The sequence below is a fragment of the Pandoraea oxalativorans genome (genome assembly GCF_000972785.3).
GTDB classification, from domain to species: domain Bacteria; phylum Pseudomonadota; class Gammaproteobacteria; order Burkholderiales; family Burkholderiaceae; genus Pandoraea; species Pandoraea oxalativorans.
Genome location: NZ_CP011253.3, coordinates 3,452,270 through 3,476,750, shown reverse-complemented (window position 1 = coordinate 3,476,750; position 24,481 = coordinate 3,452,270). Strand labels below are relative to the sequence as shown.

The window sequence follows — 24,481 nt, the reverse complement described above, 5'->3', positions numbered from 1 at the left end:
GAATTTTGACGGATGCCGTGGCGGCGTCCGGCTTGGCTGAGAGGAGATCGAATCGTGTCAATTGCAATGACTGCCCCTGTTGAATCGTCCGCTGCGCAAGCCGGGCGTGCTGCGCCCCATGATCCCTACGGCGTCACGCTGGCCGACGGTCATCGATATCACGCGAGCGGGCCGGACGATGGCGTCGCCCGCGCCGGTCAGGACCTCATGCTCTGGTGCGACGCGCGTGCCGTCGCCGTGTTCAAGGTGAGCGAAGCTGACGGCGCGATAGCGCTGCGGGCGAGCACGCCGTATGACGCCCATCTGCCGGTTCAGGCGTTGTTGCCGGTGCTGGCGGCTGTGTTCTGTCATCACAAGGCGTGCAAGCGGGCCAGCGTGGCGTGGCCGGGAACGGACGCCGACCCGGCGCTGGCGGCGTGGCTCGTCGCAGCGGTTCGTGACGGGGTGGGGGAGCAGTTTTCGCAAGCCGATGGTACGAGTACGTTACACGTCTCGCGTCAGACGTTCTGGCAGCACCCGGCGCAGTGGCTCCAGGGACCGTCGTCGGCCGGCATGGCGCAGCAGTACCGTGTGTCGGACGGCAAGCGCCATCCGTTGCGCGCACCGAAGCCGGTGGGCGAGGTGTATCGGCGTCACATCGCTCGACTCGGCACGAGCTTCAGCCTGCGTGCCATCGATCAGCCGGGCGACGTCGAACGCTTTCACGAGTGGATGAACCTCGACAGCGTGGCGCACTTTTGGGAGCAGACGGGCACGCTGGAGGAACATGCCGAGTACTTGGCGAAGATGCAGGCCGATCCCCACACCGTCACGTTGTTCGCGTGTTTCGACGACGAGCCGTTTGCCTACTTCGAGGTGTATTGGGCGAAGGAAGACCGCATTGCGCCGTTTTGCGAGGCGGCCGACTACGACCGAGGTTTCCATTTGCTGGTGGGTTCGACGCGTTTTCGCTCACCCGGGCGCACCGAAGCATGGCTGCGGTCTATCGTCCACTACATCTTCCTCGACGATCCGCGTACGCAGCGCATCGTCGGCGAGCCGCGCATCGATCACGACCGCTGGATCGCCTATATGCAGGGGCAGGGCGCGGCCCGCCTGCGCGAGTTCGATTTTCCGCACAAGCGCGCCGTGCTGATCGCCTTCGAACGTCAGACGGTGTTCGAGCAATACGCGCCGTGGTGACGCCGGGCTGCGTGTGATATGTCCTTATTTTTTGTCGCCACAAAAAATAATTGATGGGCGTTAATTATTGTGGGTACAATAATTGCCCATGGAAATCAGTTTCGACCCGGCGAAAAGTGAACGGAATGTGAGAGAACGGGGGTTACCGTTCACGATGGCCCGCGAATTTGAGTGGGACAGCGCCGTGATCGAGGAGGATGTCCGCGTGGACTATGGTGAACGCCGCTACTGCGCCTTCGGGTACATTGCGGTGCGGCTGTTTGCTTTGGTCTTTACGCCCCGCGCAGGAAAAATACATGTCATCAGCTTGCGCAAGGCGAATTCTCGAGAGGTGAAACGCTATGCCGAGACTTAAGCCGGGAACTGTCCTCCCTACGCCGGCTGAGGACGCAAAGATCAAAAAGCAATCGGCTCAGGATTCCGAGAATCCCGAGTGGACGAAGAAGCGCTTCGCGAAGGCGAAACCTGCGTCGAAGGTACTTCACGAAATCGTGGGGGATGAGGCTGCAGAAAAGTTGCTCAGACCGCGTGGGCGGCCCAGATCCGAGCATCCGAAGGAGCGAATCAACATTCGGTTGTCGCCGGAAGTTCTCGAGTACTTCAAAGCATCGGGCAATGGATGGCAGACGCGAATCGATGCCGTACTCAAGCAATTCATTGCCGAGCATCCGAGTGTGTCGTGATATTGCCGTGTCTGGCGGTTGCCGATGCCGACACGCCGATATCTGCGTGCCAAAACCCGCCTGATTGTCGGATCTGGTCACGCCATTGTCGATTGACGCATCATCGATGGCGGTGAAGCGGAAGTTTCTGTAACTCTTGTCGCGTGTTCCTGCCCATCATGTCGAATCGCCCCGCCCGGGGCGACTTCGTTAAAGGAGGCTCGACATGACCGCGACACGTGTGGACTATCAACGCTGGATTTCGCTCAGACGGCGGGTGCCCGCGAACGAATATCCCGTGCATCCGCTCCCGGACCGGTTGCCGCGACGCGGGTATGTCGTCTGGTTCTACTTCAGAAACGAATTCTTCGGATCGCAATTCGACAAGCAAGCGAAGGCGTATGTGTGCGACCACGTCCGCAATCCGTGGGAAGCCGCGTTTCTTGAGACGAAAACCGAAGCCCTCGATATCGCCCGGCGCATGGTGTGCCCGTGTCTGGTGCTGTATTGCGCCGGACCGTGCGCGGCGGTCACCGCCGTGGCCTGAGCGCATGGGCACGCAACGTCAGCCCGACGCGCCCCGCGCAAGGCGCTCGGCCAGGGCAGCCTTCACTTGCGGCCATTCGTCGTCGATGATGCTGAACCGGACGGAATTGCGCTTGCGTCCGTCGGGCATGATCCGCTCGTGACGGACGATGCCCTCCTGCTTCGCGCCGATACGCAGGATCGCGGCGCGCGACTTCTCATTGAGTTCATCCGTCGTGAATTGCACGCGCACGCACTGCATCGTCTCGAACGCATAAGTGAGCAACAGGGACTTCGCTTCGGTGTTGATGCTGGAGCGCTGCGCCGACGCGCTCACCCACGTGTGGCCGATTTCCAGTTTCCGGTTCGCGCGGTCCACCTTCCAGAAACGGGTGTGACCGACCACGTTGCCCGTGGCCGTCGAAACGATGACGAAAGGGATGACGGTGCCTTCATCGCGCCCCTTCAAGGCCCGGTCGATGTAGGCATCGCCGGTATCGGCGTTCGGCACGACGGTCACTTTCAGATTCCACAGCTCGCCATCGGCCGCCGCAGCAACCAGCGCCTGTGCGTGATGACGTTCCAGCGGATGGAGTTCGACACTGTTGCCGAGCAGCGTGGGTCGCAGCGCGTCGGCAGGCCTTGCATGGATAGACATGGGAAGGGCGCGGTCGTGAGGGGGAGCCTGCAAAATAACGATTCTGCGCCCACTCCGGCGCTCCGGCAAGGCTTCGACCAGGGGTTTTACATGCCGAACTCGCGCAGCCCTTCGAGATCGAGAATGGTCAGCACGCCGTAATCGACCTTGACCAATCCCGCCTGCTCCAGCACCTTCAACGCAAGGTTCACCCGCTGACGCGAAACCCCCGCAAGGTAACTCAGTTCCTCTTGAGAGATCTGCACGGTGTTGTCGTCGGACGGATACAGGTTCGGATTGAACATCGACGACAGCGAACGGGCGACGCGGGCATCGGTATCGAGCAGACGCTCGTGCTCGACGGCCGCAATGAATTGCCCCAACCGTTCGTTGAGTTGCAGCGTCAGAAAGCGATTGAACGGAATGCTCGTGTCCAGCAGCCAGTCGAAGGTGGCGATGGGCATATGCGCGAGCACCGAGTCACGCAGCGCCATGACGTCATATTTCCGGATCTCGTGCTTGAGCACCGAGCCTTCGCCGAACCACGCGCCCGCCGGTACGCCCGTAAACGTCACCGACTTGCCGCTGGCGGACGCCGTCGTGATCTTCACCAACCCCTCGATCACCCCGAACCACGCATGGGTCGGGTCGCCCTTGCGGCAGACATATCCGCCGTTCTCGACCGGACGCACCTGAATCTCCGCCACCACGCGTGCGCGCTGATCGGGCGTCAGTCCTTGCGCCCAGACGCTGCGCTGCAACAAGGTTTCGAGCGACATATAGGGACTTTCCCTTGATTGTCATCCTGGTGACAAATCCGCCGTGAGCCATGAGGTATCTTCGCCTTGCCTGGCAACGGCGAGACAAGCATTCATGGCGGTCTGAACACGACGCCGAAGCACAAGTATAGAAGCTGACCGTTACCCGGCATATCGGTAGTCGCCGTAGTCGTTTCACCGCAGTCGCTGCAGACGCTGTATGGCATTCCAAAGCAAAAATAGCGCCGATCGAAGGCGCTGCGAGCAGTAAGGAGCGTGCCACGAGCACGCACGCCGACCGAGCCACGCCACTCCCCCTCGACAGATGTCGAAACGTGGCGAGACACAGGAGACTGGCATGCAGGAGCGGACTACCTTCCCGCGATTGTTGTTGGCCCATGCCGCGACACGGGGCGCCCGCACGGCGTATCGGGAAAAAGATCTCGGGATCTGGCAGAGCTGGAGCTGGCAGGAGGCCGCGCATGAAGTGCGCATGCTCGCCTGCGCGCTCGCCGCCGCCGGGTTCAAACGTGGCGACAATCTGGCCATCGTCGGCAATAACCGGGTGCGCCTGTATTGGGCGATGACGGCCGCGCAAGCCCTCGGGGGCGTGGCCGTGCCGCTGTATCAGGACGCCGTCGCTGCCGAAATGGCCCACGTGCTCGAAGACGCCGAGATCGATTTCGTCGTCGCCGAAGATCAGGAGCAGGTCGACAAGCTGCTGGAGTTGCGAGAGCGCGTGCCGCACCTGTCGCACATCATCTACGAAGACCCGCGGGGCTTGCGTAATTACGATGCCGCCGGGTTGCAATCGTACGCCTCGGCGCTGGAGCAGGGGCGTACCTTCAACGCGCAGCATCCGCGCTACTTCGACGATGCCGTCGCCGCCGTCGCGCCGGACGACACCGCCACCATCCTCTACACCTCCGGCACGACGGGCAAACCGAAGGGCGTCTGCCACTCGCACGCCGGCCTGATCGGCGCGGCGTATCATGGCAGCACGTTCGACCGGCTTGGCCCGGGCGACGAAGTGCTGTCCTATCTGCCGATGGCCTGGGTCGGCGACCACCTGTTTTCCTACGCGCAAGCGCTCGTGGCTGGCTTCACGGTCAACTGCCCCGAATCGCCCGACACGATCTCCACCGACATGCGCGAGATCGGTCCGACCTACTACTTCGCGCCGCCGCGGGTATACGAGAACGTACTCACGCAAGTCATGATCCGCATGGAGGACGCGAACCGTCTGAAGCGCAAGATGTTCGCGCACTTCATGGACGTGGCGAACCGCTGTGGGGCGGCCGTGCTGGATCGTCGCCCGGTCTCATGGCTGGACCGTTTGCAATACGCGGTGGGGAACCTCTGTGTGTACGGCCCGCTGCGCAATACGCTCGGCATGAGCCGTATCCGCACGGCTTACACCGCTGGCGAAGCTATCGGCCCGGACCTGTTCCGCTTCTACCGCGCCATCGGCATCAACCTCAAACAGTTCTACGGTCAGACGGAGACGTGCGCGTACGTCTGCCTGCAACCGGATCGTCAGGTGCGATTCGACAGCGTTGGCCCGGTCGCGCCCGGCATGGAAATCAAGATTGGCGATAACGGCGAAGTGCTCGTGCGGGGTGTGGGCTTGCTCAAGGAGTACTACAAGCGGCCCGATGCCACGCGCGAGGCGCTCGACGAGAGCGGCTATTTCCGCACCGGCGACGCGGGCATCATCGATGCCGACGGCCATCTGCGCATCATCGACCGCGCCAAGGATGTCGGCAAACTCGCCTGCGGGTCGCTGTTCGCGCCCAAGTACATCGAGAACAAGCTCAAGTTTTTCTCGTATATCAAGGAAGCGGTGGCCTTCGGTGACGGCCGCGACGGCGTTTGCGCGTTCATCAACATCGATATCGACGCCGTGGGCAACTGGGCCGAGCGCAAGAACCTCGCTTACGCCGGTTACATCGATCTCGCCAGCAATCCGCTGGTCGCCGAACTGATCCTCGGTTGCATCGAACAAGTCAATGCCGATCTCGCGAAGGAACCGGCGTTTGCCGCCGCACAGATTCAGCGCTTCGTGATTCTGCACAAGGAACTGGACCCGGACGACGACGAACTGACCCGCACGCGCAAGGTGCGCCGCGCGTTCATCGCCCAGAAATACGACGTGCTGATCGACGCCTTTTACACCGGCAAGTCGACGCAGTTCATCGAAACGCGCGTGAAGTTCGAAGACGGACGCGAGGGCAGTGTCAGCGCGACGCTCACGATTCACCCGGCGCGTGTGGTCGGGGTGCGCGCGCCCGTCGACGACCCTGCGCCTGCGAAGCTGCGCTGCGCGGCCTGATGAAACAGACGAACCCGACGAACGCTAGTCCTGGCCTTCAGGTTATGACGTCTTACGCCCTGAGCCGGGCATTGCCGCAGGAGAAGGTATGAGTGAGCACCGCAAGACTGGCGAAGTACTGCTCGATTTGCAGCACATCAGCTTGTCGTTCGGCGGCGTCAAGGCGTTGACGGATATCTCGTTCAACGTGATGGCGCACGAGATCCGCGCGATCATCGGCCCGAACGGCGCGGGCAAGAGTTCGATGCTCAACGTCATCAATGGCGTCTATCACCCGCAGCAGGGCACGATCGTGTTTCGCGGCGAAGTGCGGCAGCGCATGCATCCGACGTCGGCCGCACGCCAGGGCGTGGCGCGCACCTTCCAGAACATCGCCTTGTTCAAGGGCATGTCCGTGCTCGACAACATCATGACGGGACGCAACACCCGCATGCGTGCCGGACTTCTGGCCAGCGCCCTCTGGTGGGGGAAGGCGCGTCAGGAGGAGATGGCGAATCGCGCCAAGGTCGAAGAGATCATCGACTTCCTCGAAATTCAGCACATCCGCAAGACGCCCGTCGGACGACTGCCGTACGGGCTGCAAAAGCGTGTCGAGCTGGCGCGCGCGCTGGCTGCCGAGCCCGAACTGCTGCTGCTCGACGAGCCGATGGCGGGCATGAACCTCGAAGAGAAGCGCGACATGTGTCGCTTCATTCTCGAAGTGAACGAGGAGTTCGGCACGACCATCGTGCTGATCGAGCACGACATGGGCGTGGTGATGGACATCTCCGATCGTGTGGTGGTGCTCGACTACGGCAAGAAGATCGGCGATGGCACTCCTGCGGAGGTTCGCGCCGACCCCGAGGTGATCCGCGCCTATCTCGGGGCAGCACAGGGCATGCCAGCGGCGGCGTGATCGCCGCAGAGGCTTTTCGCATGCCTCGAATACCGAACATCGAATGGCAGTTGACTGAGCGTTGGCACACTGGAGACATCGATGCAGTTCTTCTTCGAAATCCTGATCGGCGGGCTGCTCTCGGGCGTGATGTATTCGCTCGTGGCGCTGGGCTTCGTTTTGATCTTCAAGGCGTCCGGCGTATTCAATTTCGCGCAGGGCGCGATGGTGTACTTCGCGGCCTTGTCGGTCGTCGGTCTCATGGAGCGTGGCTTGCCCCTGTGGGCGGCAGCCATCGGGGCGTTTGTCGTGATGATCCTGATGAGTATGGCGACGGAGCGCTTCGTGTTGCGCAAGCTCGTGAACCAGTCGCCGATCACGCTGTTCATGGCGACCATCGGCCTGTCGTTCTTCCTCGAAGGTCTGGCGCCACTGTTGTGGGGCAACGAAGTGCGTCCGTTGTCACTGGGCATCGTGGACGAACCCATCGTCTCGATCATGGATTCGACGGGCGTGCTGGTGAGCAGCTTCGACCTCGCGGCCGCCGGGATTGCGGCGGTGCTGGTGGCGTTGCTGGCCCTGTTCTTCAAGGCGACGAGCATCGGGCGGGCGCTGCGGGCGGTCGCAGACGACCATCAGGCGGCGCTCTCGCTGGGCATTCCGTTACAGCGCATCTGGGTGGTCGTGTGGAGCGTGTCGGGCTTCGTCGCGCTGGTGGCGGGCATGCTGTGGGGTTCGCGCAATGGTGTTCAGTTCGCGCTCACGATGACGGCGCTCAAGGCGCTGCCCGTGCTGATTCTGGGCGGCTTCACGTCGATTCCCGGCGCGATTGTGGGCGGGCTGATCATCGGTGCGGCGGAAAAGCTCGCGGAGATCTACGTGCCGCAACTGCTGCAAAGTCAGTTCGGCGGCAATTTCGGTGGCATCGAGGGCTGGTTCCCTTACGTCTTCGCCCTGCTGTTCCTGCTGGTACGCCCGGAAGGGCTGTTCGGCGAACGGCATATCGACCGGGTCTGACTGGGGAATCCCCTCAGTCGTTCGAATCGGAAAGCACGCGCAAGCATTCATCGCAGAGGCCACACATGTTCTATCGCGAAGCCGGGCAGTTCAAGACATCCTACGTCGCCGACAGCCAGATTTTCCCGATCCGGCAGGACCGGATCGCCGTTTGCAGCCTGCTCGTCGTGGCCTTCGGCATTCTGCCGTGGATCGCTTCCGAGTACTGGCTGACGGCTATCCTCGTGCCGTTCCTCGTGTTCTCGCTGGCGGCGCTGGGGCTGAACCTGCTGACGGGCTACGCAGGGCAACTGTCGCTGGGCACGGCGGCGTTCATGGCCGTGGGCGCTTATGCGTCCTACAACTTCCAGTTGCGTATCGAGGGGATGCCGATCCTGGCCTCGTTCGCGCTGGGGGGCGTGTGTGCGGCGCTCGTGGGCATCGCGTTCGGTCTGCCATCGCTGCGCATCAAGGGCTTCTACCTCGCGGTGGCCACGCTTGCCGCGCAGTTCTTCGTGCTCTGGGTGCTCACCAAATTCCCCTGGCTCTCGAACAACAGTTCGTCGGGCGTGATCACGGCGCAGAAGATCTCGGTGTTCGGTGTGGATGTGGATACGCCGGTGCGCAAGTACCTGTTCGTGCTGGGCGTGGTGACGCTGATGGCGCTTATTGCGAAGAATCTGGTGCGCTCGCATATCGGCCGCGCGTGGATGGCCGTGCGCGACATGGACGTCGCCGCCGAGGTCATCGGCATTCCGCTCATGCGAGTCAAGCTGCTCGCCTTCGCCGTGAGTTCGTTCTACTGTGGCGTGGCGGGGGCGCTTTACGCCTACTGCTACCTCGGCTCTGTGGAGCCGGACGGCTTCTCGCTCGACCTGTCGTTCCGCATCCTGTTCATGATCATCATCGGCGGCGTGGGCAGCATCCTCGGCAGCTTTCTGGGCGCTGCGTTCATCTTGTTGCTGCCGATCTTTCTCGACAGCACGCTGCCGACGATTGCCACCGTCCTGCATTTGCCGTTCACCAACGCCACCGTCTCGCATATCCAGTTGATGGTGTTCGGCGGTCTCATCATCTTTTTCCTGATTGCCGAACCGCACGGGCTGGCGCGGCTCTGGCAGATTGCCAAGGAGAAGCTGCGCATCTGGCCCTTCCCGCATTGAGGTTTGCCAGTCGGCGGCCTTTGTGACCGGTTGCCGGCGAACGTTTGGTCATACACAAAACCACAGATGGAGACACAGCATGAACACGAAACAGTTGACGACATCGTTGGGCTCGCTGGCGTTAGCGCTGGCGCTCGGCACGGGGGCAGCGGGGACGTCGTTCGCGCAGTCGAACGATCAGTTCATCGCGCTGGCTGACTATCGCGTTGGCCCCTATGGCGCGAACGGGCAGTCGTTCTACGGCGGTTTCATCGACTATCTGCAATACGTGAACCTGAAGAACGGCGGCGTAAACGGCGTGAAGCTCACGTGGGAAGAGTGTGAGACGGAGTACAACAACGCCAAGGGTGTGGAGTGCTACGAGCGTCTGAAGGGCAAGAACCCGGTGACGAAGGGCACCGCCTATCACACGATGGCGACGGGCATTTCCTACGCACTGATCGACAAGACCGCGACCGATCAGGTGCCCCTGGTCATGATGGGGTATGGGCGCACCGACGCGGTCGACGGCACCGTGTTCCCGTGGGCCTTCCCGCTGGTGACGACCTACCAGATGCAGGCGTCCGCCATCATCAAGTTCCTCGCCGACAAGAACGGCGGCTCGCTGGGCGGCAAGAAGATCGTGTTCCTGTACCACGACTCGGCATACGGCAAGGAGCCGATTGTCGCAATGCAGGCCGAATCGAAGATCCACAAGTTCAACCTGATCGAGATTCCGGTGGCGCACCCGGGCAACGAACAGGGCGCGCAGTGGCTGCGCATTCGTCAGGAGAACCCGGATTACGTCGTGTTCTGGGGCTGGGGCGTGATGAACCAGACGGCGCTCAAGGCCGCGCAGAAGGTCGGCTATCCGCGCGAGAAGATCATCGGCAGCTGGTGGGCGGGCTCGGAAGAGGACACGATCCCGGCAGGTCCGGCCGCCAAGGGCTACATGAGCGCGACGTGGAACGTGGCGGGCAAGCAGGTGCCGCTCATCGCCGACATCGAAAAGGTGGTCTACGGCGCAGGCAAGGGGAATATGCAGGACCCGTCGAAGGTCGGCTCGGTGCTGTACAACCGTGGCGTTTCGGCGGCCGTGGCCACCGTCGAGGCACTGAATACCGCGCAGAACAAGTTCGGCAAGGGCAAGGTCTCCACGCCGGTGCAGGTGCGCTGGGCGTTCGAGAACCTGAACATCGACGCGGCGCGCCTGAAGGCGCTGGGTGCAACGGGCCTGCTGCCGGACATCAAGACGAGCTGCGAGGACCACGAAGGCTCGGGCAAGGTCCGTATCCAGCAATGGGACGGCGCGAAGTGGGTGATGGTGTCCGACTGGATCGAAGGCAATCGCCGTCTGATTCACCCGTTGTTCGAAGCGTCGGCCAAGCAGTACGCCAAAGAGAAGGGCATTACGCCCGCTTGCTTCAAGGGCTGATGAAGGGTTGAGGATACGCTGCCGGTGACGGACGCCGGCAGCACCGATTTCGGAGTGATGCATGGAAGCGAGTTTGCGCGTCAATAACATCGAAGTCATATACGACCACGTCATTCTGGTGCTCAAGGGCGTGTCGCTGATCGTGCCCGAGGGCAAGATCGTGGCGCTGCTCGGAGCCAACGGCGCGGGCAAGAGCACGACGCTCAAGGCCATCTCGAACCTGCTGCATGCGGAGCGCGGCGAGGTGACGAAGGGCACCATCGACTATCGCGGCGAACGGGTCGAGCAACTCACGCCCAATGGGCTGGTCAAGCGCGGCGTGATTCAGGTGATGGAGGGGCGTCACTGCTTCGGGCATCTGACCATCGAAGAGAATCTGCTGACGGGCGGCTACGTGCGGCACGCGTCGCGCAGTGCACAGCAGCACGCTTTGGAGCGCATTTACGCGTACTTCCCGCGTCTGAAGACACGGCGCAAGTCGCAGGCGGGCTACACCTCCGGCGGCGAGCAGCAGATGTGCGCCATCGGGCGCGCCATGATGGCCCAGCCGTCGATGATTCTGCTCGACGAACCGTCGATGGGGCTCGCGCCGCAGATCGTCGAGGAGATTTTCACGATCGTGCGCGACCTGAATCAGCGCGAGAACGTCAGTTTCCTGCTCGCGGAGCAGAACACGATGGCCGCGCTGCGCTATGCGGACTACGGCTACATCCTCGAGAACGGGCGGGTCGTGATGGATGGCGACGCGACGTCGCTGCGCGATAACGAGGACGTCAAGGAGTTCTATCTGGGCATTGCCAAAGACGGGGCGAGCAGCACAGGGAGCTTCCGCAACGTCAAGAGCTACCGGCGGCGCAAGCGCTGGATTGCCTGAGTGCGCGCCTCTTTGCGTGATTCGCTCACTCGCGTTTTTTCGTTAATCCTCATCGTTGATCCGTTGATATGAACGATTACTTCGACACGCTGGAAATCCGTGCGCCAGAGGTTCGTGAGAAGGCGTTGCTGGCGGCGCTTCCAGCGCAGGTCTCTCATGCCCGCTCGCATGCCGCCTACTTTTCCGATGCACTGAGCGATATCGACGCCAGCGAGATCGATTCGCGTGACGCGCTGGCCGGGTTGCCCGTCACGCGCAAATCGGATCTGGCGGCGTTTCAGGTCCGTCATCCTCCCCTGGGTGGGCTGAACGCCACCCCCGTGAGCGGTCTCGCGCACGTCTACCAGTCCCCCGGTCCGATCTACGAGCCGGACGGGCGCGGCAGCGACTGGTGGCGCTTTGCACGGGCGATGTACGCGGCGGGGCTGCGGCCGGGCGATCTGGTCTACAACACGTACTCGTATCACTTCACGCCCGCTGGCATGATGATCGAGACAGGGGCGGCACGGCTGGGTTGCTGCGTGTTCCCCGCTGGCGTGGGGCAGACCGAACTCCAACTGGAAGCCATCCGGCACCTGAAGCCGGGCGCGTACGCGGGCACGCCGTCGTTCCTGAAGATTCTGATCGAGAAGGGCGAAGCGGCCGGGGCGCACCTCACTTGCATTCGTCGCGCGACGCTGTCTGGCGAAGCGTTGCCGCCGTCGCTGCGCGCGTGGTTCAACGGCCGGGGGATTACGGCGCGTCAGTTGTACGGCACGGCCGATCTGGGGCTGATCGCTTTCGAGAGCGATGCGCAGGCGGGTCTGATCGTCGACGAAAACGTGCTGGTGGAACTGGTCGAACCGGGCGGCACGAAGCCGGTACCCGACGGCGAAATCGGCGAAGTCGTGGTGACGAACTTCAATCCGGATTACCCGCTGATTCGCTTCGCGACCGGCGACCTGTCGTCGGTGGAGGCGGGCATCAGTCCTTGCGGTCGCACGAATATGCGTCTCAAAGGCTGGCTCGGGCGGGCGGATCAGACGGTGAAAGTGCGCGGCATGTTCGTGCATCCCGGGCAAATCGGTGAGATCGGCAAACGCTACCCGGAGCTCGTGCGGTTGCGTCTGCGCGTGGAAGGTCGGGTGGGGGACGACCGCATGCGTCTGCTGTGCGAGACGAACGACACGCCGCCGGAGGGACTGGCGGCACGTCTGCAAGAGACGTTGCGCGACGTGACGCGACTGCGCGGTGAGGTGGATTTCGTGGCCGTCGGGTCGCTGCCGACCGATGGTAAGCTGGTGGAGGATGCTCGGGCTTACGATTGACGCTGCCGACTCGCCGCAGTCCCTGAAGTCCCGAAAGCGCGCGTGATATCGACGATATCCGCGCGCTTTCCGGTTTCTGCTGACGGCTTCACGACAGTGCAGTCGGCGATGGTGCGCTGACTGCGTCCGGTGCCTGCGTCGCCGGGCGGTGCTTCGTCCCTGCGAGCAGAATGCCGAGCGCCGCGAGCATGGCCGGTATCGCCAGAATCGTGAACAGCCCGGCGTTGCTCCAGCCCGCTGCCAGCAGGAGCGCCCCGCCGAACGATCCCGCGACGGCCCCGATGCGGCCGATACCCAGCGCCCACGCCACGCCCGTCGCCCGATTCGACGTCGGGTAATACGCCGACGCAATTACATTCGCACAGACTTGCGAGCCGCTCACGCAAAATCCCGTGATGAAGATGCCCGCCGCGAGCCAGACCGCGCTGTCGGTCAGCGCCAGCGACGCCAGCGAGGCAGCCCCCAGCAGATAGGCCACCGCGACCACCTTGTACGGATGGAAGCGATCGATCAGCACGCCCAGCACAATCGCGCCCAGCACGCCGCCGCCTTGCAGCAGACCGGCGAACATCGACGCCTGTTTGAGCGTCAGCCCGCTACGTTCCGCGAGAATCGGAAGCCAGTTGATGAGCAGGTACAGTAGCAACAGGCTCATGAAGAACGCCAGCCACAGCAGCAACGTGCCGCGACGGTAGTCGCGGTGAAACAGTTGCACGACGGGCGAGGACGGCAGGCGGTCGTCGGCGGCGCTGTATGTCTGGCCGGTCACGACATGGCTGGGCGCCACGCGCCTGAGCGTCGCGGCGATCTGCGCCTGCGTGCCGCCCCGGATCGCGAGAAAGCGCACCGACTCCGGCAGTGTGAACCACAGCACGGGGACGAGTGCGAGTGGCAGCAGTCCGCCAATCGCCAGCAACCCGCGCCAGCCGACTCCGGCCACCAGATACGCCGTGACCACGCCGCCCAGCGCCGAGCCGAGCGAGAACCCGCAGAACATCAGCGTGAGCAGTGTGCCGCGACGTCGCTCGGGACTGAATTCGGACGTCAGCGTGATCGCGTTGGGCATCGCACCGCCCAGCCCGAGACCGGTGAGGAATCGCAGCGCGATGAGCCACGCGACATTCGGCGCGAGGGCTGCGCCGACGCTCGCCGCGCCGAACCACGCGACGGACAGGATCAGCACCCGGCGGCGTCCGATCCGGTCGGCCATCGGTCCGCTGCAAAACGCGCCGACCATGAGTCCCAGCAGGCCCGCGCTGAACAGCGGGCCGAGCGACACCATCGACAACTGCCATTCGCCGCGGATATGCGGCGCGATGAAACCGATGATGGCGATGTCGAATCCGTCCAGCGCCACGATCAGGAAACACATCGTGCTGATCAGTATCTGGAAGCGCGACACCGGGGCCGCGTTGATGAAGTCCCGCACGTCGACTGACGTGTGCAGGGTGTCGTGCTTGTCCATGAGATGTCTCCTGTCCTCGGGTGGCGTTTTTGCCTTGTTATGGATGTTTTCGAGCGATGGCCTGACGCGGCATTAAGCGATTAAGCGATGTCAGGCGGCGTGCGCCGGGGTGGTCGCGGCCTCGACCTGCGCGACGAATTCGGGATCGCGCGCCCGCAGGTCTTCGTGCGTCACGCGCCCCGTGCGCAGCATGTAGTCGTAGGCGAAGCGCACCGGGTCGAGATGCATGCGGGTGTCGACGGATTCGTACCAGTCGAGGCTGCGCCGGGCGGCATCCTGGAAGCGGTCCGAGGCGCTGCGACGGCTCTGCTCGAAGGCCGCAAAGGCGGCGGGCACATCGCTGCGGTTCGCGCTGAGCGCTTCGAACAGCGCAATAGCGTCCTGCATCGCCATACGGGTGCCCGAGCCAAGCGAGAAGTGGACACTGCGCAACGCGTCGCCCAGCAGCACTACATTGCCGTGCGACCAGCGCGCGTTGCTCACCACGCGCGCCTGGAACCAATGCGAGCGGTTCGTCAGCAGCGAATGGCCTTGCAGGTCGTCGGCGAAGATCTGTTCGCAGAAGGCGCGGCTTTCGTCTTCGGTCGCGGTGTCCAGCCCGCAGCGCTGCCATGTGTCGGGATCGACTTCGACAAGGAACGTCGAGCGCTCAGGGCTGTACTGATAGGCGTGCGCCATGAACACGCCGTGCGGTGTCTGCCGGAAGATGAGCGACACGGGATGGAACGTGCGCGACGTGCCGTACCACGCGAACTTGTTGCGGCGCTCGTCGAAGCTCGGGCCGAAGTGCTCCGCCATGCGCGTGCGCACTTCGCTGTTCACCCCGTCGGCCGCAACGATCACGTCGGCGTCGGGCAACTGCGCCGGATCGGTGACGTGGCTTTCGTAGCACACCTCCACACCGGCGTCGGCGCAGGCTTGCTGCAACACGTGCAGCATGTCGATGCGCGACGTGCGCGAGAAGTGGTTGTTGGACAGGCGCACGGGCACGCCCCGATGCACGATCTCCATGTGGTCGCAGCGCGTGTGATGCGCCGTGAACTTGCGGAAGAACGCTTCATCCGCGTCCTTGAGGAAAGCGAGGGCGATGTCGGAAAACACGACGCCCCAGCCGTAAGTGGCGTTCGCAGCGTTGCGTTCGTGCACGACGATGTCGTCTTCCGGATGACGTTGTTTCATCAACAACGAGAAGTACAGGCCGGCAGGCCCGCCACCGATGACGGCGATTTTCATGATGGGCTCCTTGATGGGGGCGTGGGTTCAGGCGACGCGCGCGGACAACGCTTCGTGCCCGGTGGCCAGCAACGCACCGGCATTCGGGACCACGGGCGCGAGGCCGAGGTGGTCGAGCATCTGCCGCACCGTGCTGACGGCCGTGGACGTCACGGGGAGGCCGAGCCGGTCCTGGGCCAGTTGAATGGCAGGCAGGGACGGCATCTGCACACACGCGGAGAGCACGACGGCATCGGCATTGGCCGTGTTCAGGCGTTTGACGTCGTCGAGCAACTGCATCGGGTCGCGACGGCCGACTTCGAGGTTGTCGGGGATTTCGAACGACAGGGCATCGATGACCTCGATCCCTTCGTGCTCGATGTACTCGACCACGGCTTGCGTGAGCGGCTTCATGTAGGGCGCCATCAGCGAGACCTTGCGCGCTCCCAGCGTCTTCAGACCGGCGACGAGCGCACCCGCAGAGGTCATGATGGCGGCGTCGCAATGGTTCTCGCGCGCCACGCGTCGCAGGTCCTCCTCGACCTGACGGTGGTAGCCCGGCCCCATGGCCATGATGGCGACGAGGCAGGCCGTGCTCATCACATCCACGCGGGCATCGGCGAGTTCGGCGGCGCAGCGCAGGCCCTGAAGGTTCATTGCGGCGAGTTCTTCCTTCACCACGCGATGCATGCGCATGCGGCTCGAATGGAACGTGAAACGCTCGGGCAGGATCTGCTCGCGGGCGCGCAACATCGCGGGAATCTCGGTCTCCATCGTGGTGTTGGAGCTGGGCACGATTTGTCCGATGCGAAAGGGCGTTTGCGTCATGGTGTCGGTTCTCCGGCGAAAGCTGGGGCTGTGGCAGCAGAGGTGGAAGCCGCAGCGCAGCGGGTTCGGTATTGGTCGAGCGCTGCGCGCAGCACGTCGGGCATTTCGATGGATTCGCGCACGCCGCGCTGAATGCAGATCGGCGTGAGGCGGGCGATGAAGGCGATATCGCCGTCGTCCTTGCGCGCCGTCATCGTCAGCGTGAAGGTTCGCGTGCGGATATCGGTGACTTCGACGGTGACGTCGAAGACATCGTCCGGCCAGAGCGAGCGGCGAAAGTCGAAGTCGAGCGCGCGGGTGGGCGTGCCGAAGCCGTGATGGTTCTTCACGGCTTGCGGCGTGCCGTCGAACAGCGAGCCGTAGAACAGCTCGGCGATAGAGATCACGTATTCCGAGAACGTCACGGTGTAGACCACACCCGCCGGGTCGCAATCGCCCCATTTCACGCGGCGACGCACGACGAACGGGTGCTCGCTCACCACATGTTCGGTGCTGATCATGCGTCCTCCCTGGCAGGCTGGGGCCGGGCGGACGCCGCCAGGGCGGTCTCCGACGCGACGCGTCCCGCAATCGCGGAGCGCAACGACGCTTTGTCGACCTTGCCCACGCGTGTCACGGGAAACTCGTCGATGATCTCGATGCGCTCGGGGCACTTGAACTTCGCCAGCCCGTGGCTCACGAGAAACGCACCGAGTTCGCCCACGGACGGCGCGGGCTGGCCCGGGCGCAGAACCAGATAGACGCAGGCGCGCTCGCCGAAGACCGGGTCGGGCATGGCGACGAGTTTGGCGTCGGCCACGGCGGGGTGATGGCTCACAAACGCCTCGACTTCCTCGCAGCCAATCTTCTCGCCACCCCGGTTGATGTTGTCGCGCAGGCGTCCTTCGAAGGCGAAGCAGCGCACGCCATCGATCACCTTCGCCGTCACCATGTCGCCGGTACGCACGAAGCCGTCGGGCGTGAGCGTCTGCGCCGTGGCCTCGGGGGCGTTGAAGTAGCCACGCAGGCTCGACGGGCCACGGAAGCAGAGTTCGCCCGGGGTGCCGTCCTCGACCGGCGTATCGGTGCCGGGCGCCAGCACGCGGATCTCGTCGTCTTCGCAGCCGGACAACCCCTGTGTGTGATGGCGAAGGTCCGGTGCAAGGTGCGCGCCTGCGCCCATCAGCAGCCCCTCGGTCGTGCCGTAGAGGTTGAAGCACGGCACGCCGAGGTGCGCTTCGAGCGAGTCGGCGCGGCTCATCGTGCCGAAGAGTTGCAGCGACGTCAGATCGTGTTTGGCAATGTCCTTGTACGCGATCATCTGCGGCGCGACCGGCCCGATCGACAAGCCGTGCGTGACGCGATGCATCTCGATCAGCGTGAGCATGCGGGCGATGTCGACGCGCGGCATCAGCACCGTCGTCATGCCGCTGGCGACCGTCGATGCGAGGACATACAACTGCCCTGCGTTGTGCAACAACGGCAGCGACCAGATCATGCGGCTGTGTTCGGTCATGCCGATATGACGCATCCACGCGAGCGAATGACCGATGTACTCCGCATGAAAGCGCGGGATGATCTTCGGCACGCCGGTGGTGCCGCCGGACAACTGGAAGCTCAGTACGTCTTCACTGCCGATTTGGATGTCGGCCAGCACGGCGCGCGCGCGCTCAAGCGGCATGTCGTCGATCAACCGATCGATGGCGCGGCTACCGGCGACGGCCTCGTGCCCGACACGGCCGCGCGCGACCAGCAGATGCTCGACCGACGCATGCCTGTCCATCATCTGACGGGCGAAGCCGACGAGGTCGAACGCCGAGAAATCGGCTTGCACGAAGTAGGCGCGGGCGTTCGATTGGGACGCGAGTTGGCCGATCTCCACTTCCCGGTACTGCGGCACGGCGCACACGGGTACGACGCCTGCTTTGTACGCGCCCATCAGCGCCACGACCGTATCGACGTTCGTGCCCATCTGGAAGATGGCACGGTCCCCGGGGCGCAGCCCCAGTTCGAGGAGCGCTGCGCCGAGCCGTTCGCTGCGTTGGTCTAGCGTGGCGAAGCTCAGCGTGGCTTCGTCGCTGAGGTAGGCCGGGCGTTCAGGCACGCGCGCGGCGCTCGCGCGCAGCGCATCGCCGAGGGTGATGTCGTACCAGGCGTTCGACGCGAAGTAGCGTTGCGCCAGATCCGGCGCACAGTACGTCACGCCGTCGATAGGGTGAAAAATACCGCTCATGGTGTCTCCTGCACGTACTTTGGCGACTTTATCGGGGACGCCTGTGTCCAGTCGGTGGTTCGGTGGTTCAGCGGCTGCGGCGAGGGGCGATCCGCACGACGTCACGTTCATAGCTTTCGATCTGGCCGTCGAGTCCGCCGGTAAAGAGGCCGTACCAGACGGCAGGCTTCAGACCCAGCGCGCGACGCCCAAAGGCAATCGGCACGTCGCTGGAAATCACGGTGTAATCGCCGGCGTTCTCGACGCGGCACTCGGGCATCGCGCGGGCGGCTTCGGTCAGCGACGCAAACTCGGGCACGTTGAGCACGAAGATCTGCAACGGTTGTGACGTCATGATTAGCGCTCCTGACGCAGGTGTTGGCCCAGACGCTGCGCCTTGCGCTGCCAGACGGCGTCGATCCGGGTGAACGGCGCGCCCCCGGCGAGGGCTTCGTCTTCGATTTGCATGGCCGCTTCGAGGGTGGCGGCCGCGTCGCGCGCGTCGATGTCGGCCAGTGCGCGCAGCTTACGGGTGATCTCGATGAAGTAGCCGTTCGGATCGCGGAAGTAGATCGACTCGATGACCTCGTGCGCCGTCTCGGCCGAGACCGTCACGCCGCGCGATTCCAGACGGGTTTTCCACGCGTGCAGTTCGTCCTGCGTGTCGACGAGCCACGCGGTGTGGGTGGCGTCGAATACGTGGTCTTCGGGCAGCGGTGCGCGTCCCGGACGGTCGGCGAGCGAGGCGGGGACTTCGCCGCCGAGATAGTAGAAGAACGCGATGGTGCTGCCGTTGCCGCTATCGAAGAAGAAATGCAGGAAGTCGGGGTGCGTGGCCGGTCCCCAGCCTCGGGCGGAGATTGTGTGGATGAGCGGCAGGCCGAGCACGTCACGGTAAAACTCGACGGTCTCGCGCAAGCGCCAGGTCGGGCGCGCCGTGTGATCGACGCCATGCAGACGCAGCGCATTGTGGGCGGCTGCGGCAGCGGGGATGTCATTCAGTTTCATTGGGACTCCGGGGATTCGGTCGTTCAGTCAGTTGTCCAGGCAAATGGGGGATGTCATTGCGCAAACGTTTCGCGCAACCAGTCCTGCAACAGGCGTCCGGCGACGTAGCGTCCGGCTTCTTCACCGTCCGCTAATGCTCGGCCGTGATGGTCGCCGCGCACGCGTCGATGCGACTTCTGTGTCGCGCCGAGGCTCGCGTAGATGTCTTCGATGACGCTCGGGAAGCACGCCTGATCGCCGGTGTATTCGATGAGCAGGGTGGGCTGCACGATGGCGGCGGCCGTCTTTGAGAGGAGCGCGTTCGAAGACAGCCCGGACCAGGTCGAAAGCCACGCTTCCGGGGAACACACGCGCCCGAATCCGACGGAGCCGTAGTTGGACGTGAACGGATCGCTGCCCCACAGGGAGCCGTAGCGTCGATCGGACGGGTCGAGCGTCAGGTCGAAACAGCGCAGGTCGGCGTCGGTGCGCCAGATGGTCATCAACGGCGTGTGTGCGGCCACGCGACGCAGGCGGGCGTCGGTGCTGGCTGCCCCGGCGTCGCGCTTCAGACGCTCGCGCGCGCTCTGACGCGCGGCGATCAGGTCGCGCGCGGTGGCGTCGAGGCGTGCCACGCGGGCACGTTGTGCGGCGCGATAGCGCGTGACGAAGTCCGCGTCGTAGCGTGATTGTGCCGCTTCGCCCGCTTGACGATGCACGTAGCCGTTGGCGGAGTCGAACGGATCGAGCGACGGATCGACGGACAAGGCGTCGTGTTCGTTCGTGATGGAGGGGTCGATGCAGGTTTGCAGCAGCGCGCCCTGACCCGGATGCGGCGCCACGAACACGACGCCATGCACGGGCGGCATGTCGAGCGACGCGAGCTTCGTCGGGCGGCCGCCGGGCGTGCGGTCGATACGCTGCGCCGGATCGAGGTTCGACTGCTGGACGTAGAGCGCGTAAAGGCCGCTGCCGCCCGAGTTGCCGAGCATGACGATGCGCTTGAAGCCTGCCTCACGCAGAAACTGCATACCGGCGGCCACGTCGTACAACGCGAATTCGTGTTCGAGCCGCATGTCGTTACCGACCGAACGCGGTGCCTGCGTCCACGCGGCGAAGCCTGCGCTGACGATGTCCGGAATCAGGTAATGGCAGGCCATGAACTCACGCGGATGCATGATGCACACCACGGTGTCCGTCGACCCTGGCACATACAACGAACCGCTCGTGGCCGCGCCATCGGCGGTGCGTAGCACGACGTTACGCGTGGTCGTGCCCAGCGGCAATTCGCGCGGATTCCAGTCGGTGTTCAGGAACCCCGCCGTTGCGCTCTGACCGTCACGGCGTTCCGCTTGCTGATGACTCATCTCTCAACCTCCGTTTTTTTACATCCTAGTTCAATTTTTTACGAATTGGCAAACATTTTGGTTGAAATTTGACGAATACGTAAAAACCCTGAGCGGCAGCGGCCTTGGGGTGTTCTGGGAGGATGAATTTGGTTATCGTTGGGTTTTCTGACACTTGCGTCAAAAATTTGGCGAGTGTCGATGCATCGGTATCGAGGGAGAGACGATGAGCAAAGCGCAGACCAAGAGCGACGCGTTGCGGGAGAACATTCTGGAAGTCGCGACGCGGCTGTTCATCGAACGGGGATTCGACGGGACGAGCTTTAACGACATTGCAGACGTGGTGGGCGTGACCCGCCCTGCGCTTTACTACTACTTCAAGAGCAAGGAAGCGATTCTGGAAGTGCTGACGGCGGTGGTGACGCGGGCGGCGGGGGAGTTGGCGTCGGAGGCGGTGCCGGACGATCTGCGGCAACCGTCGGCGATGCTGCGGCATCTGGTGCTGCGTCACGCGCATCTGATCCTGACCCATCCGCTGCAATTTCGCGTGGTCGAGCGCAACGAGGACAATCTGCCGCCCGAGCAACGCCAGTTGGCGGAGCAGTCACGGCGTGCGGTGCTGGAGCAGTTCCGTCACGCGATCGAACTGGGCATCGCGCAGGGCCAGTTTCGCATAATGGATCCGAAGGTTGCCGCGTTCTCGATCATCGGCATGTGCAACTGGACCGCGTGGTGGTTCACGCCGACGGGCTCGCGAAATGCGGAGGAAATTGCGGCGCAGATCGCCGACATGGCGCTGCGCTCGGTTGAGCAGGACGCCGGGCGGCAACTGACCGAACAAAGTGCCGCAGGCGTGCTGAAACTGCTGCGTGACGATATCGACTTGCTCGAACGACACCTCGGGCCGAACCTTCTGCCGTAGCCAAGTTTCGTTAATGCTCGACGTATCGACGTATCGACGTATCGACGCATCGACACGCGAAGCATGAGGTCTCGCTTACTGCCGTCGTCCGAGCGGCAAGACAAGTCACGCTGCCCCGATTTGCGCGATGGCAATGCGTGCCGCCTTGCGCACTTCCGGGTCGGCGTCCGCCAGCGCGGCTTCCAGAACCGGCAGGGCCTCGACGTCACCGATCTCGCCGAGCGCCAGTGCCGCTTCTTTGCGCACGTTGCTGATCGGGAACGTGAGCAGCGCGCTCACCGAGGCGATGCTCGCCGGGTGCTTCAATCTGCCGAGCGCGCGGGCGGCCTGCAACGTGACCTGCCAGTAGTCGTCGTCGAGCGCGAACACCAGTGCGTCGCGTGCGGCGGTCAATCGCAGTTTTCCCAGCGTCGCCGCGGCTTCTTCACGGACTTGCCACGCCTCGTCTTGCAGCGCGGCAATGAGGGTGTTCTGCACGCTGTCGTCGGCGGCAAACCCGAGGGCGCCCGCCGCAGCCTTGCGCACCTCCGGCGCGGGGTCCGTGCGCACCAGGGCGGCGAGGACAGGCAGGGCCGCGGCGTGTCGCAACCATCCCAGCACACTCACCGCTTCGCGACGCACGGCAGGCGACGCATCGTGCAGGGCGTCGAGCGCCGGTGGTGCGCTTTGGGGAAGGCGTAGTTCGCGCAGTCCCCGCAGCAAGGCAGTGCGCGCAAAGGGGTCGGGCTCCGCGTGCAGACGTTGCACCAGCGTTGCGCCGAGATCGGCCTGCTTGAGCGCGGACAGGCTTTCAGCCGCACCGGCGCGTGTGGGTTCGTCGGCGTCGTGAAGGGCGTCGCACAGGGCGGCGACGACCTCGTCGGTTTCCCATCCGGCAAGGCGCTCGGCGGCGGTGCGGCGCACGTGGGCATCGGGGTCGTGGCGAAGCCGTTCGACGAGCAGCGGCAACCACGCATCGTCCTCCAGTTCGGCGGCGTCGAGTACGGCGAGGCGTCGCACGGTGGCGTCGTCGTGAGACAGGCGTGCGCGCAACCCGGCGTTCGAGGCGTCGGCAGTATCAAAGTCAAGGGCGTCGCGAGACGCGAGGGAAGACGTCATGAGGTCAGGGAGGCGGGGGAGGATCGAAGATCGCCCAACGGGTTGAGTCGCGGGGCGGGCAGGGGGCTCTGCTGATGGCGCAGTCGCGTGAGCAGATAGCGTTTGAGGGCGACGAATTCGGGTTGTGTCACGAGATCCTGTTCGTCGTCGCGCAGGCGCGGTCGGGCGAACGGCACGCGAATGTCGTCGATGATCGTGCCCGGGCCGGGACTCATCACGAGCACGCGATCGCCGAGAAAGAGCGCTTCGTCGATGTCATGTGTTACGAACACGACCGTGGGGCGTTGCTCGCTCCACACGTCGAGCAGCAGCGACTGCATCATGGCTCGGGTCTGCGCATCCAACGCGCCGAAGGGCTCGTCCATGAGCAGGACGCGCGGTCCCGTGATCATCGCGCGGGCGATTTCCGCCCGTTGCTGCATGCCGCCGGAGAGCTGTGACGGATAGCGTTGCGCGAAGTTGCCCAACCCCACCCGTTCGAGCCATTGGGCCGCGAGCCGGTGACGTGTGGATTTGTTCACGCCCTGCATCTTCAGGCCGAAAGCCACGTTCTCGAGCGTCTTGCGCCAGGGAAAGAGCGTGTGGTGCTGGAACACCATGCCGCGCTCGGGGCGAGGCCCGTCGATGGCGACGCCATCGAGCGTCGCACGGCCATGACTCGGGGCGATGTGTCCGGCCAGCACACCGAGCAGCGTGGATTTTCCGCATCCCGAGGGGCCCAGCAGGCAGACGAACTCGCCCGGTGCGATGTCGATGCCGACATCCTGAACCGCGACGAAACGACGCTCGCCTTCGCCCAGCGTAATACGAACGTTCTCGATGGCGACATGCCCGCCAATGCGGTCCGAACGAAGCGAATTCATCGACGCGCTCCGCTCGGATGACGCCAGGGCGTAAGGCGCTCGCCGATGACTTTGACCACCGCGCTGCTGCCCATGCCTAGCAACCCGATGACGAGCATGCCCACCACGATATCGGGGTAGCGTTGCACGGTATAGGACTCCCACGTGTAGTAACCGATGCCGAACTGCCCGGAGATCATCTCTGCGGTCACGAGGCAGAACCACGAAGTCCCCATGCCGATGGCCAGTCCCGTGACGATGCCGGGCGTGGCGCCAGGGAGCACGACTTCACGCAGCACCCCCAGGCGTCCGGCACCGAGACTGCGTGCCGACGCGATCAGACGGGCATCCACGGACTCGGTGCCGTGAATGGTGCCCAGCAGGATCGGGAAGAATGCGCCCGTGAAGGTGATGAAGATCATCGGCAGTTCGGCGGATGGAAACATAGGATCGCCAGAGGAATCCATGCGACCGCAGGGATCGGGCGCAATACCTCGAGCGGCGGCAATAGTGCAATGCGTGCCCACGACGAGCGTCCGATGGCCAGGCCACACACGATGCCCGCGGCCGCAGCGATCACATACCCCCAGGCGACCCGCTGGAGACTGCTCGCGAGATGACGTGCGAGCTTCGGCGAGTGCAAGAGCGACCACGCGGCGTCCAGCGTTTGCGAGGGAGAGGGGACGTTCTCGAAATTCACGATACCCAGATGGAGCCGATGCGTCGTCACCCAATGCCAGAGCACCACGCACAGCGCGAGCGACGCCCCTTGCAGCGCGACCCTGAATGACCTAGCGCCGACGAGGGCGCGGCCGCTCGGCGCCGCGCGCGCAAGCGCCAGGTCGGATACCAGATTCGATGTCATG

The 24,481-nt window shown here is 64.0% G+C and carries 24 protein-coding genes and 1 pseudogene; 12 read left to right on the top strand and 13 right to left on the bottom strand.

The features are described from left to right. Positions 1–66: 66 nt before the first annotated feature. The 4 genes from MB84_RS15415 (at position 67) to MB84_RS15400 (ending at position 2,391) form a co-directional block, all read left to right on the top strand. Complete coding sequence (locus tag MB84_RS15415; RefSeq protein WP_245725380.1) at positions 67–1,182, top strand: GNAT family N-acetyltransferase; 1,116 nt, start codon at positions 67–69, stop codon at positions 1,180–1,182. An 88-nt stretch (positions 1,183–1,270) separates the two neighbouring features. Then, the gene (locus tag MB84_RS15410; protein ID WP_046292412.1) at positions 1,271–1,537 is read left to right on the top strand and encodes a BrnT family toxin; all 267 of its coding nucleotides are present in this window, start codon (positions 1,271–1,273) and stop codon (positions 1,535–1,537) included. Then, positions 1,524–1,865 (top strand): BrnA antitoxin family protein, encoded by a 342-nt coding sequence (locus tag MB84_RS15405; RefSeq protein ID WP_046292411.1) that lies wholly within the window; start codon positions 1,524–1,526, stop codon positions 1,863–1,865. The genes MB84_RS15410 and MB84_RS15405 overlap by 14 nt, the downstream gene beginning before the upstream one ends. 205 nt (positions 1,866–2,070) lie before the next feature. Then, on the top strand, positions 2,071–2,391 hold the full coding sequence (locus tag MB84_RS15400) for a hypothetical protein (protein WP_046292410.1): 321 nt from the start codon (positions 2,071–2,073) through the stop codon (positions 2,389–2,391). 18 nt (positions 2,392–2,409) lie between these two features. On the opposite strand, the gene panU is transcribed toward MB84_RS15400, so the two are convergent. Together panU and panV are read right to left on the bottom strand one after the other, a co-directional pair. Further along, positions 2,410–3,027, bottom strand: a complete 618-nt coding sequence (gene panU / locus MB84_RS15395) for a pandorabactin biosynthesis N-acetyltransferase PanU (protein ID WP_046292409.1) — start codon at positions 3,025–3,027, stop codon at positions 2,410–2,412. An 86-nt stretch (positions 3,028–3,113) separates the two neighbouring features. After that, complete coding sequence (panV, locus tag MB84_RS15390) at positions 3,114–3,785, bottom strand: pandorabactin biosynthesis transcriptional regulator PanV (RefSeq protein ID WP_046292408.1); 672 nt, start codon at positions 3,783–3,785, stop codon at positions 3,114–3,116. Between the two features lie 337 nt (positions 3,786–4,122). Here panV and MB84_RS15385 point away from each other — a divergent pair, with 337 nt between their 5' ends. From MB84_RS15385 to MB84_RS15355, 7 genes are all read left to right on the top strand, one after another. Next, positions 4,123–6,096, top strand: coding sequence for an AMP-dependent synthetase/ligase (locus MB84_RS15385; RefSeq protein ID WP_046292407.1), 1,974 nt, complete (start codon positions 4,123–4,125; stop codon positions 6,094–6,096). An 88-nt stretch (positions 6,097–6,184) separates the two neighbouring features. Next, the gene (locus MB84_RS15380; RefSeq protein WP_046292406.1) at positions 6,185–6,991 is read left to right on the top strand and encodes an ABC transporter ATP-binding protein; all 807 of its coding nucleotides are present in this window, start codon (positions 6,185–6,187) and stop codon (positions 6,989–6,991) included. A gap of 81 nt (positions 6,992–7,072) precedes the next feature. Next, a complete protein-coding gene (locus MB84_RS15375; RefSeq protein ID WP_046292405.1) occupies positions 7,073–7,987 on the top strand; it encodes a branched-chain amino acid ABC transporter permease in 915 nt (304 codons plus the stop codon). Positions 7,988–8,052: 65 nt separating this feature from the next. Further along, complete coding sequence (locus tag MB84_RS15370) at positions 8,053–9,129, top strand: branched-chain amino acid ABC transporter permease (RefSeq protein WP_046292404.1); 1,077 nt, start codon at positions 8,053–8,055, stop codon at positions 9,127–9,129. Positions 9,130–9,208: 79 nt separating this feature from the next. Next, positions 9,209–10,543: an ABC transporter substrate-binding protein gene (locus tag MB84_RS15365; RefSeq protein WP_211279310.1), complete on the top strand. Its 1,335-nt coding sequence runs from the start codon at positions 9,209–9,211 to the stop codon at positions 10,541–10,543. Positions 10,544–10,604: 61 nt separating this feature from the next. Continuing rightward, positions 10,605–11,417 (top strand): ABC transporter ATP-binding protein, encoded by an 813-nt coding sequence (locus tag MB84_RS15360; protein WP_046292403.1) that lies wholly within the window; start codon positions 10,605–10,607, stop codon positions 11,415–11,417. Positions 11,418–11,485: 68 nt separating this feature from the next. Next, a complete protein-coding gene (locus MB84_RS15355; RefSeq protein ID WP_046292402.1) occupies positions 11,486–12,724 on the top strand; it encodes a phenylacetate--CoA ligase family protein in 1,239 nt (412 codons plus the stop codon). 88 nt (positions 12,725–12,812) lie between these two features. Here MB84_RS15355 and MB84_RS15350 read toward each other — a convergent pair whose 3' ends face one another. From MB84_RS15350 to MB84_RS15320, 8 genes are all read right to left on the bottom strand, one after another. Further along, entirely contained in the window at positions 12,813–14,189 is a 1,377-nt protein-coding gene (locus MB84_RS15350; RefSeq protein WP_046292401.1) for an MFS transporter, read from the bottom strand. Positions 14,190–14,279: 90 nt separating this feature from the next. Next, the gene (locus tag MB84_RS15345) at positions 14,280–15,422 is read right to left on the bottom strand and encodes an FAD-dependent monooxygenase (protein WP_046292400.1); all 1,143 of its coding nucleotides are present in this window, start codon (positions 15,420–15,422) and stop codon (positions 14,280–14,282) included. A 27-nt stretch (positions 15,423–15,449) separates the two neighbouring features. Then, positions 15,450–16,229, bottom strand: a complete 780-nt coding sequence (locus MB84_RS15340) for a maleate cis-trans isomerase family protein (RefSeq protein ID WP_046292399.1) — start codon at positions 16,227–16,229, stop codon at positions 15,450–15,452. After that, entirely contained in the window at positions 16,226–16,729 is a 504-nt protein-coding gene (locus MB84_RS15335; protein ID WP_046292398.1) for an acyl-CoA thioesterase, read from the bottom strand. The genes MB84_RS15340 and MB84_RS15335 overlap by 4 nt, the downstream gene beginning before the upstream one ends. After that, positions 16,726–18,441 carry an AMP-binding protein gene (locus tag MB84_RS15330; protein WP_046292397.1) on the bottom strand — a complete coding sequence of 572 codons (1,716 nt, stop codon included), beginning with the start codon at positions 18,439–18,441 and terminating at the stop codon, positions 16,726–16,728. The genes MB84_RS15335 and MB84_RS15330 overlap by 4 nt, the downstream gene beginning before the upstream one ends. Before the next feature lie 67 nt (positions 18,442–18,508). Next, complete coding sequence (locus MB84_RS31600) at positions 18,509–18,775, bottom strand: hypothetical protein (protein WP_342672598.1); 267 nt, start codon at positions 18,773–18,775, stop codon at positions 18,509–18,511. Between the two features lie 2 nt (positions 18,776–18,777). Continuing rightward, positions 18,778–19,428 (bottom strand): VOC family protein, encoded by a 651-nt coding sequence (locus MB84_RS15325; protein WP_342672597.1) that lies wholly within the window; start codon positions 19,426–19,428, stop codon positions 18,778–18,780. 53 nt (positions 19,429–19,481) lie between these two features. Next, on the bottom strand, positions 19,482–20,774 hold the full coding sequence (locus MB84_RS15320) for an alpha/beta fold hydrolase (protein WP_046292396.1): 1,293 nt from the start codon (positions 20,772–20,774) through the stop codon (positions 19,482–19,484). 205 nt (positions 20,775–20,979) lie between these two features. Between MB84_RS15320 and MB84_RS15315 the strand changes: the two genes are divergently transcribed. Beyond that, on the top strand, positions 20,980–21,675 hold the full coding sequence (locus tag MB84_RS15315; protein WP_046292395.1) for a TetR/AcrR family transcriptional regulator: 696 nt from the start codon (positions 20,980–20,982) through the stop codon (positions 21,673–21,675). Between the two features lie 105 nt (positions 21,676–21,780). Here MB84_RS15315 and MB84_RS15310 read toward each other — a convergent pair whose 3' ends face one another. From MB84_RS15310 to MB84_RS15300, 3 genes and pseudogenes are all read right to left on the bottom strand, one after another. After that, the gene (locus MB84_RS15310) at positions 21,781–22,773 is read right to left on the bottom strand and encodes a HEAT repeat domain-containing protein (RefSeq protein WP_046292394.1); all 993 of its coding nucleotides are present in this window, start codon (positions 22,771–22,773) and stop codon (positions 21,781–21,783) included. Continuing rightward, a complete protein-coding gene (locus tag MB84_RS15305; protein ID WP_157122745.1) occupies positions 22,770–23,636 on the bottom strand; it encodes an ABC transporter ATP-binding protein in 867 nt (288 codons plus the stop codon). Before MB84_RS15305 ends, MB84_RS15310 begins: the two co-directional genes overlap by 4 nt. Continuing rightward, positions 23,633–24,480, bottom strand: a pseudogene (locus MB84_RS15300) (ABC transporter permease). Before MB84_RS15300 ends, MB84_RS15305 begins: the two are co-directional and overlap by 4 nt. Between the last annotated feature and the right edge of the window lies 1 nt (position 24,481).

What these genes read in the sequence shown, in the direction of transcription:
- MB84_RS15415 (WP_245725380.1), top strand. Translation starts at nt 67, where the DNA reads ATGACTGCCCCTGTTGAATCGTCCGCTGCGCAAGCCGGGCGTGCTGCG.
- MB84_RS15410 (WP_046292412.1), top strand. Translation starts at nt 1,271, where the DNA reads ATGGAAATCAGTTTCGACCCGGCGAAAAGTGAACGGAATGTGAGAGAA.
- MB84_RS15405 (WP_046292411.1), top strand. Translation starts at nt 1,524, where the DNA reads ATGCCGAGACTTAAGCCGGGAACTGTCCTCCCTACGCCGGCTGAGGAC.
- MB84_RS15400 (WP_046292410.1), top strand. Translation starts at nt 2,071, where the DNA reads ATGACCGCGACACGTGTGGACTATCAACGCTGGATTTCGCTCAGACGG.
- panU (WP_046292409.1), bottom strand. Translation starts at nt 3,027, where the DNA reads ATGTCTATCCATGCAAGGCCTGCCGACGCGCTGCGACCCACGCTGCTC.
- panV (WP_046292408.1), bottom strand. Translation starts at nt 3,785, where the DNA reads ATGTCGCTCGAAACCTTGTTGCAGCGCAGCGTCTGGGCGCAAGGACTG.
- MB84_RS15385 (WP_046292407.1), top strand. Translation starts at nt 4,123, where the DNA reads ATGCAGGAGCGGACTACCTTCCCGCGATTGTTGTTGGCCCATGCCGCG.
- MB84_RS15380 (WP_046292406.1), top strand. Translation starts at nt 6,185, where the DNA reads ATGAGTGAGCACCGCAAGACTGGCGAAGTACTGCTCGATTTGCAGCAC.
- MB84_RS15375 (WP_046292405.1), top strand. Translation starts at nt 7,073, where the DNA reads ATGCAGTTCTTCTTCGAAATCCTGATCGGCGGGCTGCTCTCGGGCGTG.
- MB84_RS15370 (WP_046292404.1), top strand. Translation starts at nt 8,053, where the DNA reads ATGTTCTATCGCGAAGCCGGGCAGTTCAAGACATCCTACGTCGCCGAC.
- MB84_RS15365 (WP_211279310.1), top strand. Translation starts at nt 9,209, where the DNA reads ATGAACACGAAACAGTTGACGACATCGTTGGGCTCGCTGGCGTTAGCG.
- MB84_RS15360 (WP_046292403.1), top strand. Translation starts at nt 10,605, where the DNA reads ATGGAAGCGAGTTTGCGCGTCAATAACATCGAAGTCATATACGACCAC.
- MB84_RS15355 (WP_046292402.1), top strand. Translation starts at nt 11,486, where the DNA reads ATGAACGATTACTTCGACACGCTGGAAATCCGTGCGCCAGAGGTTCGT.
- MB84_RS15350 (WP_046292401.1), bottom strand. Translation starts at nt 14,189, where the DNA reads ATGGACAAGCACGACACCCTGCACACGTCAGTCGACGTGCGGGACTTC.
- MB84_RS15345 (WP_046292400.1), bottom strand. Translation starts at nt 15,422, where the DNA reads ATGAAAATCGCCGTCATCGGTGGCGGGCCTGCCGGCCTGTACTTCTCG.
- MB84_RS15340 (WP_046292399.1), bottom strand. Translation starts at nt 16,229, where the DNA reads ATGACGCAAACGCCCTTTCGCATCGGACAAATCGTGCCCAGCTCCAAC.
- MB84_RS15335 (WP_046292398.1), bottom strand. Translation starts at nt 16,729, where the DNA reads ATGATCAGCACCGAACATGTGGTGAGCGAGCACCCGTTCGTCGTGCGT.
- MB84_RS15330 (WP_046292397.1), bottom strand. Translation starts at nt 18,441, where the DNA reads ATGAGCGGTATTTTTCACCCTATCGACGGCGTGACGTACTGTGCGCCG.
- MB84_RS31600 (WP_342672598.1), bottom strand. Translation starts at nt 18,775, where the DNA reads ATGACGTCACAACCGTTGCAGATCTTCGTGCTCAACGTGCCCGAGTTT.
- MB84_RS15325 (WP_342672597.1), bottom strand. Translation starts at nt 19,428, where the DNA reads ATGAAACTGAATGACATCCCCGCTGCCGCAGCCGCCCACAATGCGCTG.
- MB84_RS15320 (WP_046292396.1), bottom strand. Translation starts at nt 20,774, where the DNA reads ATGAGTCATCAGCAAGCGGAACGCCGTGACGGTCAGAGCGCAACGGCG.
- MB84_RS15315 (WP_046292395.1), top strand. Translation starts at nt 20,980, where the DNA reads ATGAGCAAAGCGCAGACCAAGAGCGACGCGTTGCGGGAGAACATTCTG.
- MB84_RS15310 (WP_046292394.1), bottom strand. Translation starts at nt 22,773, where the DNA reads ATGACGTCTTCCCTCGCGTCTCGCGACGCCCTTGACTTTGATACTGCC.
- MB84_RS15305 (WP_157122745.1), bottom strand. Translation starts at nt 23,636, where the DNA reads ATGAATTCGCTTCGTTCGGACCGCATTGGCGGGCATGTCGCCATCGAG.